General features: G+C 67.0%; 16 protein-coding genes. 5 read left to right on the top strand and 11 right to left on the bottom strand.

What is annotated here, in order from left to right; translation table 11 throughout:
* Together VK98_RS16495 and gspG are read right to left on the bottom strand one after the other, a co-directional pair.
* Nucleotides 1–477 carry a transglycosylase SLT domain-containing protein gene (locus VK98_RS16495; protein WP_231589305.1) on the bottom strand — a complete coding sequence of 159 codons (477 nt, stop codon included), beginning with the start codon at nt 475–477 and terminating at the stop codon, nt 1–3.
* Nucleotides 455–874, bottom strand: coding sequence for a type II secretion system major pseudopilin GspG (gene gspG, locus VK98_RS16500; protein ID WP_231589306.1), 420 nt, complete (start codon nt 872–874; stop codon nt 455–457). Before gspG ends, VK98_RS16495 begins: the two co-directional genes overlap by 23 nt.
* Nucleotides 875–1,194: 320 nt before the next feature.
* Between gspG and VK98_RS22920 the strand changes: the two genes are divergently transcribed.
* From VK98_RS22920 to VK98_RS16515, 3 genes are all read left to right on the top strand, one after another.
* Nucleotides 1,195–1,848 (top strand): cytochrome b, encoded by a 654-nt coding sequence (locus VK98_RS22920; protein WP_053077438.1) that lies wholly within the window; start codon nt 1,195–1,197, stop codon nt 1,846–1,848.
* A gap of 101 nt (nt 1,849–1,949) precedes the next feature.
* On the top strand, nt 1,950–2,462 hold the full coding sequence (sodC, locus tag VK98_RS16510; RefSeq protein WP_048415063.1) for a superoxide dismutase family protein: 513 nt from the start codon (nt 1,950–1,952) through the stop codon (nt 2,460–2,462).
* An 89-nt stretch (nt 2,463–2,551) separates the two neighbouring features.
* Nucleotides 2,552–3,004, top strand: a complete 453-nt coding sequence (locus VK98_RS16515) for a DUF4442 domain-containing protein (RefSeq protein WP_048415064.1) — start codon at nt 2,552–2,554, stop codon at nt 3,002–3,004.
* Between the two features lie 11 nt (nt 3,005–3,015).
* Here the strand turns inward: VK98_RS16515 and VK98_RS16520 are convergent, their stop codons facing one another.
* The 3 genes from VK98_RS16520 to VK98_RS16530 form a co-directional block, all read right to left on the bottom strand.
* Complete coding sequence (locus tag VK98_RS16520) at nt 3,016–3,444, bottom strand: hypothetical protein (RefSeq protein WP_048415065.1); 429 nt, start codon at nt 3,442–3,444, stop codon at nt 3,016–3,018.
* Nucleotides 3,441–4,379 carry a Nudix family hydrolase gene (locus VK98_RS16525; protein ID WP_048415066.1) on the bottom strand — a complete coding sequence of 313 codons (939 nt, stop codon included), beginning with the start codon at nt 4,377–4,379 and terminating at the stop codon, nt 3,441–3,443. The genes VK98_RS16520 and VK98_RS16525 overlap by 4 nt, the downstream gene beginning before the upstream one ends.
* A gap of 122 nt (nt 4,380–4,501) precedes the next feature.
* Nucleotides 4,502–4,705 carry a hypothetical protein gene (locus VK98_RS16530; protein WP_048415067.1) on the bottom strand — a complete coding sequence of 68 codons (204 nt, stop codon included), beginning with the start codon at nt 4,703–4,705 and terminating at the stop codon, nt 4,502–4,504.
* A 495-nt stretch (nt 4,706–5,200) separates the two neighbouring features.
* On the opposite strand from VK98_RS16530, the gene VK98_RS16535 reads away from it, so the two are divergent.
* Nucleotides 5,201–6,910, top strand: coding sequence for a potassium/proton antiporter (locus VK98_RS16535; RefSeq protein ID WP_048415068.1), 1,710 nt, complete (start codon nt 5,201–5,203; stop codon nt 6,908–6,910).
* Here the strand turns inward: VK98_RS16535 and VK98_RS16540 are convergent.
* Nucleotides 6,902–7,774, bottom strand: a complete 873-nt coding sequence (locus VK98_RS16540; RefSeq protein WP_048415069.1) for an ATP-binding protein — start codon at nt 7,772–7,774, stop codon at nt 6,902–6,904. The genes VK98_RS16535 and VK98_RS16540 overlap by 9 nt on opposite strands.
* 91 nt (nt 7,775–7,865) lie before the next feature.
* Nucleotides 7,866–8,801, bottom strand: coding sequence for a cysteine synthase A (cysK, locus tag VK98_RS16545; protein ID WP_048415070.1), 936 nt, complete (start codon nt 8,799–8,801; stop codon nt 7,866–7,868).
* A gap of 191 nt (nt 8,802–8,992) precedes the next feature.
* Here cysK and VK98_RS16550 point away from each other — a divergent pair, with 191 nt between their 5' ends.
* On the top strand, nt 8,993–9,868 hold the full coding sequence (locus tag VK98_RS16550) for an ion transporter (protein ID WP_048415071.1): 876 nt from the start codon (nt 8,993–8,995) through the stop codon (nt 9,866–9,868).
* On the opposite strand, the gene VK98_RS16555 is transcribed toward VK98_RS16550, so the two are convergent.
* The 4 genes from VK98_RS16555 to VK98_RS16570 form a co-directional block, all read right to left on the bottom strand.
* Nucleotides 9,861–10,385, bottom strand: a complete 525-nt coding sequence (locus VK98_RS16555) for an O-acetyl-ADP-ribose deacetylase (protein WP_048415072.1) — start codon at nt 10,383–10,385, stop codon at nt 9,861–9,863. The two genes, VK98_RS16550 and VK98_RS16555, sit on opposite strands and share 8 nt — an antisense overlap.
* 95 nt (nt 10,386–10,480) lie before the next feature.
* Nucleotides 10,481–11,878 carry an amino acid permease gene (locus VK98_RS16560; protein ID WP_048415073.1) on the bottom strand — a complete coding sequence of 466 codons (1,398 nt, stop codon included), beginning with the start codon at nt 11,876–11,878 and terminating at the stop codon, nt 10,481–10,483.
* A gap of 312 nt (nt 11,879–12,190) precedes the next feature.
* Entirely contained in the window at nt 12,191–12,652 is a 462-nt protein-coding gene (locus VK98_RS16565; RefSeq protein ID WP_156187909.1) for a DUF4136 domain-containing protein, read from the bottom strand.
* Nucleotides 12,653–12,656: 4 nt separating this feature from the next.
* Nucleotides 12,657–13,547 carry a LysR family transcriptional regulator gene (locus VK98_RS16570; protein ID WP_048415075.1) on the bottom strand — a complete coding sequence of 297 codons (891 nt, stop codon included), beginning with the start codon at nt 13,545–13,547 and terminating at the stop codon, nt 12,657–12,659.
* Nucleotides 13,548–13,714: the final 167 nt, after the last annotated feature.

A 13,714-nucleotide genomic window follows, 5' to 3' on the forward strand; every position in this document is an offset into this window, starting at 1 on the left:
TCAGCCCCGCGCCTCGCGTTCCGCGCGCAATTGCAGATACTGCCGCCACACCTTGTCCACGTAACGCTTGCGCGCGCCTTCGCGCGCCGCCGCGCCGCCGGCGTTGTAAGCGCCCACCGCGCGCCAGGTGTAGCCGTAGCGCGCGATGAAGTCCGCCAGGATGGACGCGCCCACCTGAACGCTCAGGCAGGGCTCGTCCAGCAGCCGCTGGCGGCTGATGCCGCGCTGGGCCAGCGCCGGCAGGTGGAGGCTGTTGATCTGCATCAGGCCGATGTCGTGGCTGCCGTCCTTGTTGTAGTTGACGGCGCGCGGGTTCAGCGACGACTCCACCTTGGCGATGGAATACAGCAATAGCGGGTCCACCCGGTGGCGCGCGCCGGCTTCGCGCCAGCAATTGGCCGCCTGCGCGCCGTCGACCAGCAAGGCGCAGGCGGCCAGCAGCGGCAGCAGCCCCTTACAGCGCATGGACCAGTTCACCGTCGCCTCCCGCTCGCCCGGCTTCGCCCAGCGAAACGATCTCGGCCTCGGCCTCGCCGCCGGGCACCCGCCATTGATACGGCCGCCCCCAAGCGTCCATCGGCACGTCCTTGGCCAGATAGGGGCCGTGCCAGCCGGCCACGCCCGCCGGCGCTTTCACCAATGCCTCCAGGCCTTGCTCCGCGCTGGGATAGCCGCCGACGTCCAGCCGGTATTGCGCCAAGGCGTCGCCCAGCGTCTTCATCTGCGCCTGGGTGGCTTTGACCTTGGCCTTGTCCACCTGGGAAAACAGCTTGGGTCCGACGTAGCCGGCCAACAGGGCGATGATCAGCAGCACCACCAGTAATTCCAGCAGCGTGAAGCCGCCTTGTCCGGCGGCTCGTCGTCGAGCGCTCATCGTCGTCATAAGAATCGCTTGTCCAAAGTCAGGCCGCGCCCGGCGGCGTGGGATTAGAAGAGAGGAAGCGGGCCCGCGCCGCCCGTGACGACGGCGGCCCACTCCTTGCCAACGCATGCTCACATGGGGCTTTCGCGGTTCTCAATCTTTCTGAAAGGAATCTAAAGTCGGGCGGACGCGCCGGGACCGGGCGGCCGGAGCAAGTCATTGAGGATGGTTTCAGAATCATGGCGCCGGCAGCTGCGCCGGCGTTTGAATAGCGGTTTTTTTAATCGCGCGCCGCCGCCGGCCCCGCCCGGCGCCGCGTCCCGGAGAAACGCATGTCCCCTTCCGCCCCTGCCGCCGCCAACGCTGGCTATCCGCGCCTGCAAATCTTGTTTCACTGGCTTAGCGTGCTGTTGATGGCCGTCCTGGCGCTGGCCGGCGGGCTGCGCCACCTCTTGGTCAGCCACGCCGCCGTCGACATGCGCAGCGTGATGATCGTCCACATCGGCTGCGGCATGGCCCTGCTGTTCCTGACCCTGCTGCGCGCCGCCACCCGGCTGGCCGGCCCGGCGCTGCCGCCGCTGGCCGGCAGCAGCCGCGCGCAACGCGCTTGCGCCCACGCCGCCCATCTGGCGATCTACGGCTTGATTCTGGGGTCCTGCCTGCTGGGCTGGCTCATCGTCAACGCCAAGGGCATGGCGATCCCGATGCCGCTGCTGGGCTTCGATTTTCCGCGCCTGGTCGCCGCCGATCCGGCCCTGGTGATCGCGGCGGTGCGGCTGCACGACTGGCTGGGCTGGATCTGCTACGGACTGCTCGCCGTCCACATCGCCGCCGCCGTCTGGCACCATGTCGCGCTGAAGGACGACACGCTGCGACGGATGAGCTGGCGACGGCCGGAGACGGCCGCGGCCGGCTGCCATCGCTGCTCGCCGGCCACCGAGGCGCAAAACGAGAACCTGGCGCCCGCCGACCGGCTGGCCTCCTGAGCCGCGCCCGCCCCACCCGAACAGCCAGGCTCCGGCCTGGAACCGGGATGGCACAATCGGGGTCTTCACCCTACCCCCGCCCTTATTCGGAGAATCCGCCCATGTTGCGCCCCCTATCCGCCCTGCTGTGCTGTCTGCCCGCTCTGGCCCTGGCCCAAAGCGTGGAACTGTCCTTCGTCGACGCCAAGGGCAACGCCGGCCCGGCCGGCAGCGTCCAGATTGAAGACACGCCCTACGGCGCGCTGCTGACGCCCAATCTTGAAAAACTGCCGCCGGGCCTGCACGGCTTCCACGTGCACGAGAAAGCCTCCTGCGCGCCGTCCGTCGGCGCCAACGGCGCGGTCACCCCGGCCGGCGCCGCAGGCGGCCACTGGGACCCGGACAAGACCGGCGCGCACGCCGGCCCATATGGCCAGGGCCACAAGGGCGACCTGCCGGCGCTGTACGTGGGCGCCGACGGCAAGGCGAGCTATCCGGTGCTGGCGCCGCGGCTGAAAGCGGCGGACTTCGCCGGCCACGCGCTGATGGTGCACGCCGGCGGCGACAATCACAGCGATCACCCGCAGCCGCTGGGCGGCGGCGGCGCGCGCGTGGCCTGCGGCGTGGTCAAATAAGCCCGTCCTCGACAAGGAAAAACCGGCGCGATTGACAAGGCCGGTTTTTTTATTGACGATGACAGAATTCAAACGACCGTTTCAATACGATGAAACCACCCTCCTGGCTGTTCAGAGTCTTGCTCAATCTGTGGCCCCCCTTCCTGGGCGCCGGCATCCGCGTCCAGCGGCTGGCCGACGATTTCAGCGATATCGAAGTGCGGCTGAAGCTGGGCTTCAGCAATCGCAACTACGTCGGCACCCATTTCGGCGGCAGCCTGTACGCGATGACCGATCCCTTCTTCATGCTGATGCTGATGCACCAGTTGGGGCGGGACTACTATGTGTGGGACAAGAGCGGCAGCATCGACTACGTCAAGCCGGGCCGCGGCACGGTGCGCGCGCATTTCCGGCTGGAGCCCGCCGTGCTGGAGGAGATTCGGCTGCGCACCGCCGCCGGAGACAAATACCTGCCGCAATTGCAGGTGGACATCGTCGATCAACAGAACGAGCTGGTGGCGAGGGTGTTCAAGACGCTGTACATCAAACGCAAGAAGAAATGAGGCGCCGCGCTTCAGCGCGTGGAAAACGGCAGCAGATAGCGCTTGCCGTCCAGGCTCAGCGTGGCCAGCCAGTCGCGGCTGCCGCTGACGCACAACGGCAGGGTGACCACCGCCTTCCAGTCCGCGCCGTCGCGCACGAAGGTGTAGCGGTTGAAGCCCATGTCCATGTCGGCCATATTGAACTCCACCTGCGGCGCTTCCCGGGCCGCGACGCCTTGCAAGCGAATCTCGAACGGCTTGCCGTGTTGCGGCGGCGACGCGAAACGCCAGACGCCGCCGCCGGGCAGAGCACAGGACGGCTGGCCGGCCGCGCAGGCCAGCGGCGTCGGCTTGGCCGGCTGCCGCTCGCCGTACCAGCGATAGATCAGGCCGAACTTGAGGCCGCCCAGCAGCAGCAAGGCGCCGCCCAGCGCCAGCCATTTGCGCTGTTTGGCGTTCATCGCCAGGCCCCCCGCATCAAGGCGACGCCGTGCGCGCCGTGACGACGGGCCGCGTCCAAATCGTCCAGACTCATGCCGCCCAGCGCGTAGACCGGCGCCGGCGCGCCGTCCGCCAGACAGCGCCGGAAACCGTCCCAGCCCAACGGCGCCGCGCCGGGATGGCTGGCGGTGGCGGCCACATGGCCGAGCAAGGCGTAATCCAGACCCAACTCCCCTATCCGCGCCACTTGCGCCGCATCGTGCGCCGACGCGCCCACCCAGGCGAAATCCGGCCGCCGCGCGATGGCCTCCAGCCGCGCGGCGTTCAGGTGCACGCCGTCCACCGGCCATTCCGCCGCCCAGGCCGGATTGGCGTTAACCAGCAGCTTGCCGCCGCGGCCGTGAACAATGGCCGCCGCCTTGGCGACGAAGTCGGCGAGCTCGGCGCGCGTCATCTGCGGCTCGCGGATCTGCACCATGCCCCAGGCCGGCCCCTGCTCCAGCCGCCGCAATTGGGCGTCGACGCCGATCTCGTGCGCGCAGCTGATAGCATAGGCCGCCGGCAGCTCCAGCGATTTGAGAATGGGGCCGTTGGCCGGCAGCATGGGCTGCACCGTGCAAGCGCCCGGCGTCTGCCAGGCGAAGCGCTGGCCCTCCCGCGGCTGCGGCTCGCCGCGCCAGGACCAGACCCGGAAGAAGCGCAGCCGCACCGAAGCGTGCTCATAATGGTGGACTTTGCTCAGCCACGGCGTCGCGGCCTCCATCTCTATGCCCATTTCCTCGTAGAGCTCGCGCGCCAGCGCCTGCTCGCCGCTTTCGCCCGGCTCCACCTTGCCGCCGGGAAACTCCCAGTAGCCGGCGTAGGGCTTGCCCTCCGGCCGGCTGCCCAGCATGAAACTGCCGTCCGGCCGCATCAGCGCGCCGGCCACTACCTCGATGATCTTGCTGTCGCTCATTGCTTGGTCTTGCCCGGTGAATATCGTTCCGGCTCTCGACGGCCGGCAGCGCATTCTACCGCAAGCGCTCCTCAGCAAAGCAATAAGGGCGCCTCGGCGCCCTTGATGGATTCAAGCCCGTCTCAACCCGGACGGCCCGGCTTGGTGCAGCCCGCGTCCTTGTAAGGCTGGGAGCTGAACTGCAGCCAGCCCGGTCCCAGGGAGAATTGCGAGCAGGCGAGCTTGCCGTCAATCTTGCTCTGCCACAGATACCAGGGCGCGGGCGCGGCCAGGGTCATCAGGGGGAAGGACAAGGCCGCCAGGGCCAGAATGATTTTGCGAGTCATCGTGAATACCTCGGGACACAGTGAAGAAGAGCATGGCCGATGCGAGGCGTGGCCAGGCGCTGAAAATGCCAAACAAATATACAATACAATTCTAATTGCATAAAGCGCGACTTGCCGTAGGCATCAAGTCGCCCGACACGACGTTTTTTGCAAAAAATGCGCCCAGCAGGCCGATCCGCGCCGGCTAATCGGTAACAAAGTGTTACCATTAGCCCTGTAAGGCAGCGAATTCAACGCATTTGTCCCCATTGTCATGAACCCTCCGCCTCGAGAGCCTGTTCTCGGGCTCGCGCGCCGGGAACGAGACAAGGCGGGAACGACTGAGAAAACGGCATGCTCAAGCGGCGCTCGAGCGTTTCGAGGTCGTGCTCGCCGCGCAACGTTCAAGCCAGCGCGGCGGTCGGTTTCATCTCGCCCCGGCAAGTCCCCCGATTCGCAGCATCCGCCCCTCGCATCATCGATGCGGCCCTCGCCACCGCCAGAAGGAGATTTTTCTTGGACACCCTGAATTCACTGATCCTGGCCGGTTCGCTGGTGTTTCTCGCCAGCCTGGTGGTGTCCTCCATCGCCTCCCGCTTCGGCGCGCCGCTGCTCTTGGTCTTCCTGGCGCTGGGCATGCTGGCCGGCGAGGACGGTCCCGGCAAGATCGTGTTCAGCAATTACCAGCTCAGCTATGTGATCGGCACCATCGCCCTGGTGGTGATCCTGTTCGACGGCGGCCTGCGCACGCGCCAGGACAGCTTCCGCATCAGCCTGAAGCCGGCCGGGGTGCTGGCCACGCTAGGCGTGCTGATCACCACCGGCGTGACCGGCCTGTTCGCCGCCTGGGTGCTGAACCTCAGCTGGCTGGAGGGCTTGCTGATCGGCGCCATCGTCGGCTCCACCGACGCCGCCGCGGTGTTCGCCCTCCTGTCCGGCCGCGGCCTGGAAATCAACCGCCGCGTCGGCAGCGCGCTGGAGATAGAATCCGGCAGCAACGATCCGATGGCGGTGTTCCTGACCTCGGCGCTGATCGGCGTGCTGGGCCAGCAAGGCCAGGACGCCGGCGTCGCCGCCATGCTGTGGCTGTTCGTCAAGCAGATGGGCCTGGGCGCGCTGGCCGGCTGGGCCGGCGGCAAGGCCATGGTCTGGCTGTTCCAGCGGCTGGGCCCGCGCGGCGCGATGCTGGCGCTGTTCAGCCTGGGCACCGCCGGGGCGCTGTTCAGCCTGACCACGGCGGCCGGCGGCAGCGGCTTCCTCGCCATCTATCTGGCCGGCATCGTGGTGGGCAACGCTCGGGTGGCGGACCTGCCCAATCTGTTGAACATCCACGACGGCTACGCCTGGCTGGCCCAGGTGACCATGTTCCTGGTGCTGGGCCTGCTGGTGACGCCGTCCAATCTGCTGCCGGTGGCGCCCTACGCGCTGGCGATCTCCATCGTGCTGATGCTGGTGGCGCGGCCGCTGGCGGTGTGGCTGTGCATGCTGCCCTTCCCGGTGCCCAAGGCGGAAAAGCTGTTCATGAGCTGGGTGGGCCTGCGCGGCGCGGTGCCGGTGATTCTGGCCATTTTCCCGCTGATGGCGGGCTTGCCCAACAGCCAGCTGTTCTTCAACGTGGCCTTCTTCGTGGTGATGATGTCGCTGCTGTTCCAGGGCTGGACCATCGCGCCGCTGGCGGAGAAATTGAAGCTGAAGCTGCCGGCGCGGCCGGACGTAGAGCACCGGGTGCCGGTGGTCAGCGGCCAGGAAGCCCGCTATGAGGCCGCCTCCTGCCTGGTGCGCGCCGACAGCCCGGCCGAGGGCCAGCTGGCCGGCGAGCTGGCCTTGCCCGGCGGTGTGAGGCTGGCCGCGCTGTACCGCGACGAACAAGCGCTGGAGCCGGCGGCCGGCCAGACGCTGCGCGCCGGCGACTGGGCCTGCCTGATCGGCCCCGGCCCGGCGCTGGAGACCGCCGGCGAGGCCTTCCACCCGCCCGGCGACGATCCTTACTACGGCTATTTCACCGTGTCCGGGCTGGCGCGTCTGGCCGATCTGGCCGACAGCTACGGCCTGACGCTGAGCGAGCGCGACCGCGCCGACAGCATCGCCGACTACTGCAAACGCGCCTGCGGCTATCCGCTGGTGGCCGGTGACGTGCTGCGGCTGGACCGTCTGGAGATGGTGATCCGCGCCGCCGCCGACGGCCAGGTCAAGAGCGTGGGCCTGCGCTATCTGACATCACAATAAGGCCTTGCGCTCCTTGGCGCTGCGTCCGGCCCAGTCGCAGGCGAACTGCCAGGCGACGCGGCCGGAGCGGCTGCCGCGCAGATGGCTCCAGTGCAGCGCGGCCTTTTCCGCCTCGGCGTCCAGCTTCAGGCCGAAATGCGCCAGCCACTCGGTCGCCGCCGCCAGATAGGCGTCCTGATCGAACGGGTAAAACGACAGCCACAGGCCGAAACGGTCCGACAAGGACACCTTCTCCTCTATCGCCTCGCCCGGGTGGATCTCGCCGTCCTGCACCCAGCCCTCGCGGTTTTCGCTCATCTTTTCCGGCATCAGATGACGGCGGTTGGATGTCGCGTACACCAGCACATTGTCGACGCGGCGCGCCAGGCCGCCGTCCAGCGCGGTCTTCAACGCCTTGTAGGCGTCGTCGCCCTGCTCGAAGGACAGGTCGTCGCAGAACAGGATGAAACGCTCCTTGCGCCCGGCCACCAGCTCGACGATGCGGTTCAAGTCGCCCAGCTGCGCCTTGTCCACTTCGATCAGGCGCAGGCCCTTGGCGGCGAACTCCGGCAGCAGCGCCTTGACCAGCGAGGACTTGCCGGTGCCGCGCGCGCCGGTGAGCAGCACATTGTTGGCCGGCCGGCCCTTGACGAACTGGCGGGTATTGCGCAGCAGTTGCGCGCGCTGGGCGTCGATATGGGTCAGGCGCTCCAGCTCCGGCGCGTGCGGTTCCGCCACCGCCTCCAGCCAGCCGGCCATGCCCTGGCGCTGCCAGCGGAATGCCAGCGCGCTCCAGTCCGGCTCCGGCCGCGCCGGCGGCAGCAAGGGCTCCAGACGCGCCAGCATGGCTTCGGCCCGGGCCAGGAAGGCTTGCAACTGCTCCATGATTCCCCCTCAGATGCGAAACGACAAAAACAAACAGCCTGGCAGAAAGCCGCCAGGCTGTCGATGTCCGCGGCCGCGGCCGCGACCGAACTCAGTCCGCCAGATGCTGGAACAGCGGCGTGGACAGATAGCGCTCGCCGAAGGAGGGAATCACCACCACGATCAGTTTGCCGGCGTTTTCCGGACGCTTGGCCAGTTCCAGCGCGGCCCACACCGCCGCGCCGGAGGAAATGCCCACCAGCAGGCCTTCGCGCGCCGCCACCGCGCGCGCGGTTTCCATCGCGTCCTCGTTCTTCACGCGGATGATTTCATCGTAAATGCCGGTGTTGAGGATGGCCGGCACAAAGCCGGCGCCTATGCCCTGGATCGGGTGCGGGCCCTTGGGGCCGCCGGACAGCACCGGCGACGCGTCCGGCTCCACCGCCACGATCTGCACGCCGGGCTTGCGCGCCTTCAGCACCTCGCCCACGCCGGTGATGGTGCCGCCGGTGCCCACGCCGGCGACGAAGATGTCGACCTGGCCGTCGGTGTCGTTCCACACTTCTTCGGCGGTGCTGCGGCGGTGGATGGCCGGGTTGGCCGGATTTTCAAACTGCTGCGGCATGAAGTGGCTGTCCGGATTCTGCTCCACCAGCTCGCGCGCCTTGGCGATGGCGCCGCCCATGCCGTCCGGTCCCGGGGTCAGGATCAGCTCGGCGCCGTAGGCGCGCAGCAGCTGGCGGCGTTCGCGGCTCATGGTTTCCGGCATGGTGATCACCAGCTTGTAGCCGCGCGCGGCGCAGACCATGGCCAGGCCGATGCCGGTATTGCCGGAGGTGGGCTCCACGATGGTGGTGTCCGGGCCGATCTTGCCGGCCTGTTCGGCGGCGTCGATCATCGCCACCGCGATGCGGTCCTTGACGCTGTGCGCCGGGTTGAAGAACTCCAGCTTGGCCGCCACGGTGGCGCCGCAGCCGTCGGTCACCCGATTCAGCCGCACCAGCGGGGTGTTGCCGATCAAATCCGTCACTGCATTGGCAATTCGCATCTTTATTCTCCACAGACAGTTTTGAAGAAAACCATATTACCCAGCATCATAAACAAGCCAAGCGACGATCCAAAATATTGTTTGCTTATAATCGTCAAACTTGGCAGTCTCAGCCGGCCCCGCGCGCGCCGCGGCCCGGCGGCTACACTGAAACGACACACACCACCCGCAGACCGAGGTCCACTTCCCGCATGCCTACACAGGAAACCCTGATCCCCCTCACCGGCTGGCGCCGCAAGCTTTACATCATCATTTACGAGGCAGACACCCGGCCGGGCCGCATCTTCGACCTGGCGCTGATCGTCGCCATCCTGCTGTCGGTGCTGACAGTGATTCTGGAGAGCGTGCAGAGCATACAGGCCGCCTGGGGCGCCCAGCTCAAGATTCTAGACTGGTGTTTCACCATTCTGTTCACCATCGAGTACGCATTGCGGCTGATTTGCATCCACAAGCCTATGCGCTACGTGAAGAGCTTCTTCGGCGTCATCGACCTGCTGGCGGTGCTGCCGATGTATTTGGGGCTGTTCATCCCGGAGAGCCGCTTCCTGGCCGATATCCGCATCCTGCGCCTGCTGCGCATGTTCCGCATCCTCAAGCTGACCCGCTACATCGGCGAGGCCAGCGAACTGAAACGGGCGATGCTGGCCAGCCGCCGCAAGATCACGGTCTTCCTGGTCACCGTGGTTCTGCTGGTGGTGATCCTGGGCACGCTGATGTTCGTGATCGAAGGCCCGGAACACGGCTACACCAGCATTCCGGTCAGCATTTACTGGGCCATCGTCACCCTGACCACGGTGGGCTTCGGCGACATCACGCCCAAAACGCCGCTGGGCCAGGCGCTGGCCAGCGTGGTGATGATCACCGGTTACGGCATCATCGCGGTGCCCACCGGCATCGTCACCGCCGAAATCGCGCGCGGCAGCGGCGCCAAACCCAAGACCGTGGAAGCGGTGTCCGGCACCCGGCTGTGCCCGCACTGCTTCACCGAGGGCCACGACTGGGACGCGCGCTTCTGCAAACACTGCGGCGGCCAGTTGCCGCGGCCATCCAAGGGCGAGGTCAGCTAGCGCCGGCCAGCAACTGCCGGTAGCGGCCGGCCATCGCCTCGTCGAAGGCCACCAAGAGCACGCGCCGCAGCGGATGCGACTCCTGCGCCAGCCAAGCGCGCACGGTATCCACCGCGATGACGGCGGCCTGCTCCGGCGGATAACCGTAAACGCCGCAGCTGATCGCCGGAAAGGCGATGCTGGCCAGGCCGTGCCGCGCCGCCAGTTCCAGGCTGTTGCGGTAGCAGGCGGCCAGCAGTTCCGCCTCGCCGTGGGCGCCGCCCTGCCACACCGGCCCCACGGTGTGGATCACATGCCGCGCCGGCAGCCGGTAGCCGGCGGTCAGCTTGGCTTCGCCGACGCGGCAGCCGTGCAAGCCCCGGCATTCCTCCAGCAGCTCCGGCCCGGCCGCGCGATGGATGGCGCCGTCCACGCCGCCGCCGCCCAGCAGGCTGGTGTTGGCGGCGTTGACGATGGCGTCCAGCGCCAGCGTGGTGATGTCGCCCTGCCAGGCCGTCAATTCGATCCGCTCTTCCATGCGTCCCCCTCCTTCCTTGATGCCGCCATTATCCGCCCGCGGCCGGCGGCGGGCGCAAAAAAAGCCGGCTGAAGCCGGCTTTTTCTTCCTCCGCCTCAGGCGGGGTTGTTCAACAGCGAATTGCGCCGCGAATAACCAAAGTACACCACCAGGCCGATCAACAGCCAGACCATGAAGCACACCCAGGTCAGCAGCGACAGCTGGGTCATCAGGAAGCCGCAGCACAGAATGGCCAGCGTCGGGATGTAGGGCACGCCCGGGCAAACGAATTTGCGCGGCAGATTGGGCTCGCGCTTGCGCAGCACGATCACCGACAGCGCGATCAGGGTGAAGGCGGCCAGGGTGCCGATGTTCACCAGCTCCGCCAGCGTGTGCAGCGGCACGAAGCCGGCCAGCAGCGCGATGATGGTGCCGATCAGCCAGGTGGCCTTGTACGGGGTGCCGTACTTGGGATTCACATCGGAGAAGATCTTGGGCAGCAGGCCGTCGCGCGACATCGCGAACAGGATGCGGGTCTGGCCGTAAGTCATCACCAGAATCACCGTCATCATGCCGAGGATGGCACCCAGGTCGACGAAGCCGGCGAACCAGTCCAGCTTGGCCACTTGCAAGGCCAGCGACACCGGATGGTCTACGCCTGCGAACTGCATATAGGGCACGATGCCGGTCATGATCGCCGCCACCACCACGTAGAGCAGCGAACACACGCCCAGCGACCAGATCACCCCGCGCGGGATGTCCTTGGCCGGGTTCTTCACTTCCTCGGCGGCGCAGGTCACCGCGTCGAAGCCGATGAAGCTGAAGAACACGATGGCGGCGCCGTGGAACACGCCGGAGAAGCCGAAGGGCAGCGCCGGCTGCCAGTTCACCGGCTTGACGTGCCACACGCCGATGCCGATGAACAGCAGCACCACGCCCACCTTGATCAGCACCACCACGTTGTTGACGCGCTTGGATTCCTTGATGCCGAAGGCCAGCAAGGCGGTGATCACCATCGCCACGCAGAAGGCCGGCAGGTTGAACAGCGTATGCTTGCCCGGCAGCGAGCCGGCGGCGGCGGTCAGGTATTCGGGCAGGGTCACGCCGAAGCCGGACAGCAGGCTCTGGAAATAGCCGGACCAGCCCACCGACACCGCCGACGAGGCCAGCAGGTATTCCAGCAGCAGGTCCCAGCCTATGATCCAGGCTATCATCTCGCCCAAGGTCGCGTAGGCGTAGGTGTAAGTGGAGCCGGACACCGGCAGCATGGAAGCGAACTCGGCGTAGCACAGCGCGGCGAAGCCGCAGGCGAAGGCGCTGATCACGAAGGACAGCACCAGTCCGGGGCCGGCCACCGTGGCGCCGGTGCCGGTCAGCACGAAGATGCCGGTGCCGATGATGGCGCCGATGCCGAGCATGGTAAGGTCGAAAGCGGAAAGCTCCTTGCGAAGCCCACGCGAGGTTTGAGCGGTAGCCAGCATTCCCTGGACGCTCTTTTTGCGCATCAAACTCATTTGTTTCACTGTCCCGTAACGGCCGTCCGGTACAACGACAAAGCGCCCGCTGTCCCGGCGGGCGCTTCATACTCGGATGGGGCCTGTATGATCTGTTGTGTCCTATCCCCCGCTGCTCTGTCTGTCGTTGGCTTTAAATAAACGCGATAACAAGGGCTTGCCGTTGTCGAGCGCGGTGCTTAAGCCGCCGATCCACGCAGTTCATGCCGGGGAAGAGAGCGATAGTACCGCAGGGCCGGCCGCCGGCAATACGGGAAACCCCATATAGCCTGCAATACCCCAACCCTGCGCGTCATCATAACGCAAAACAAATCATGGCATTGGCATTAAATCTATCAATTTTCGCGCGGCGTTCTCCAGTTGCTGGCGGCCGTTGTCCCCGTCGCCCAGCTCTTGCTGGCCCTGCCACACCACAGCGCCGTCGGCGTTGTTGACCACCTCCAGCGCCAGCGTGCGCACGGTGCGCACCTGGTAGTCCGGCGACCAATACATGCCGCCGCCGTAGCGCCAATCGCGCCAGCCGCCGGCGTACCAGCCGTCCGCCGGCCAATACACCTGGCGCTGCTGGCTTTGCTTGAAGCACAACTTCCATTGCGGGCGCGCCTCGTCCACCGCCGCGCCCTTCAAGGCCAGCCGGTCCAGCAGCCATTCGCGCATGTCCACGCCGGCGCCGGCCGACGGCAGGCAGCTCAGGCCCACCGTGCCCGCGCCGGCCCAGGCCGGGACGGCCGCCAGCGCCGCCAGCAGCGCCGCCATCGCTGTTTTCATCTTCATCGCCTCAATTCCAATATGCCGCCTCAGCATACACTGACCGCAGATAGTCGACGAAGTGCCGCACCCGCGCCGGCAACAGCCGCCGCTGCGGCACCACCGCGCACACCGGATAGTCCGGCGCGGAGAACTCGTCCAGCACCGTCACCAGCCGGCCGTCGGACAAATCGTCCTTCACCTCCCACAGCGAACGCCAGGCCAGGCCCAGGCCCTGCAGCGCCCAGTCGTGCAGCACCGCGCCGTCGTTGCACTCCAGCCGGCCGCCCACGCGCAGGTTCACCGCCTCGCCGTCGCGGCGGAACGCCCAGCCGCGGCTCTGGCTCTCGCCCAGCGACAGACAGTTGTGCTCGGCCAGGTCCTCCAGCCGGCGCGGCAGGCCGTGGCGCGCCAGATAGGCCGGCGCCGCCACCACCACGCGGCGGTTTTCCGCCAGCCGGATCGCCACCAGCGAGGAATCGGCCAGATCGGAAATGCGGATCGCGCAGTCGATGCGGTCGCGCTGCAAGTCCACCAGCCGGTCCGACAGGTCCAGCGTTACCTTGACGTCGGGGTGGCGCTGCTGAAAGCCGGCGATGTGCGGCGCCACGTGCTTGCGGCCGAAACCGGCCGGCGCCGACACCCGCAGATGGCCGCGCGCGCGGCCGCTGCCGGAGGCCACCGCCGCCTCCGCGTCTTCCAGATCGGCGAGGATGCGCTGACAGTCCTCGAAAAAAGCCGCTCCCTCCTGGGTCAGCGCCAGGCTGCGCGTGCTGCGGGTCAGGAGCTTGACGCCCAGCCTCTCCTCCAGCGCGTCGATGCGCCGGCCTATGATGGCCGGCACCACCCCCTCCTGGCGCGCAGCGGCCGACAAGCTGCCCTGCGACACCACGGCGACAAAGGTCTCCAATTGTTTCAACATCCGGGCCGCCCCACGATTAGCTAACAAAAAGTAAAAGATGATATGTCTATATATGCATTTTTTTTTACGCTTTGCCTAGTTAGACTAGCCAGGTCCCGTTTCACTGTCCCAGGTCCGGACGCGGACGCCGCCTGTCCCGGCGCGCCCGCTCGCCGCCCCGTCCAACG

Source organism: Chromobacterium sp. LK11 (assembly GCF_001043705.1).
Lineage (GTDB): Bacteria > Pseudomonadota > Gammaproteobacteria > Burkholderiales > Chromobacteriaceae > Chromobacterium > Chromobacterium alkanivorans.

Bases quoted from the DNA above. Each gene is read 5' to 3' on its own strand.
- VK98_RS16540 (WP_048415069.1), bottom strand. From the start codon at position 7,774: ATGGAGCAGTTGCAAGCCTTCCTGGCCCGGGCCGAAGCCATGCTGGCG.
- VK98_RS22920 (WP_053077438.1), top strand. From the start codon at position 1,195: ATGTCCCCTTCCGCCCCTGCCGCCGCCAACGCTGGCTATCCGCGCCTG.
- VK98_RS16525 (WP_048415066.1), bottom strand. From the start codon at position 4,379: ATGAGCGACAGCAAGATCATCGAGGTAGTGGCCGGCGCGCTGATGCGG.
- VK98_RS16560 (WP_048415073.1), bottom strand. From the start codon at position 11,878: ATGAGTTTGATGCGCAAAAAGAGCGTCCAGGGAATGCTGGCTACCGCT.
- VK98_RS16520 (WP_048415065.1), bottom strand. From the start codon at position 3,444: ATGAACGCCAAACAGCGCAAATGGCTGGCGCTGGGCGGCGCCTTGCTG.
- cysK (WP_048415070.1), bottom strand. From the start codon at position 8,801: ATGCGAATTGCCAATGCAGTGACGGATTTGATCGGCAACACCCCGCTG.
- VK98_RS16570 (WP_048415075.1), bottom strand. From the start codon at position 13,547: ATGTTGAAACAATTGGAGACCTTTGTCGCCGTGGTGTCGCAGGGCAGC.
- sodC (WP_048415063.1), top strand. From the start codon at position 1,950: ATGTTGCGCCCCCTATCCGCCCTGCTGTGCTGTCTGCCCGCTCTGGCC.
- VK98_RS16515 (WP_048415064.1), top strand. From the start codon at position 2,552: ATGAAACCACCCTCCTGGCTGTTCAGAGTCTTGCTCAATCTGTGGCCC.
- VK98_RS16550 (WP_048415071.1), top strand. From the start codon at position 8,993: ATGCCTACACAGGAAACCCTGATCCCCCTCACCGGCTGGCGCCGCAAG.
- VK98_RS16530 (WP_048415067.1), bottom strand. From the start codon at position 4,705: ATGACTCGCAAAATCATTCTGGCCCTGGCGGCCTTGTCCTTCCCCCTG.
- VK98_RS16555 (WP_048415072.1), bottom strand. From the start codon at position 10,385: ATGGAAGAGCGGATCGAATTGACGGCCTGGCAGGGCGACATCACCACG.
- VK98_RS16565 (WP_156187909.1), bottom strand. From the start codon at position 12,652: ATGAAGATGAAAACAGCGATGGCGGCGCTGCTGGCGGCGCTGGCGGCC.
- gspG (WP_231589306.1), bottom strand. From the start codon at position 874: ATGAGCGCTCGACGACGAGCCGCCGGACAAGGCGGCTTCACGCTGCTG.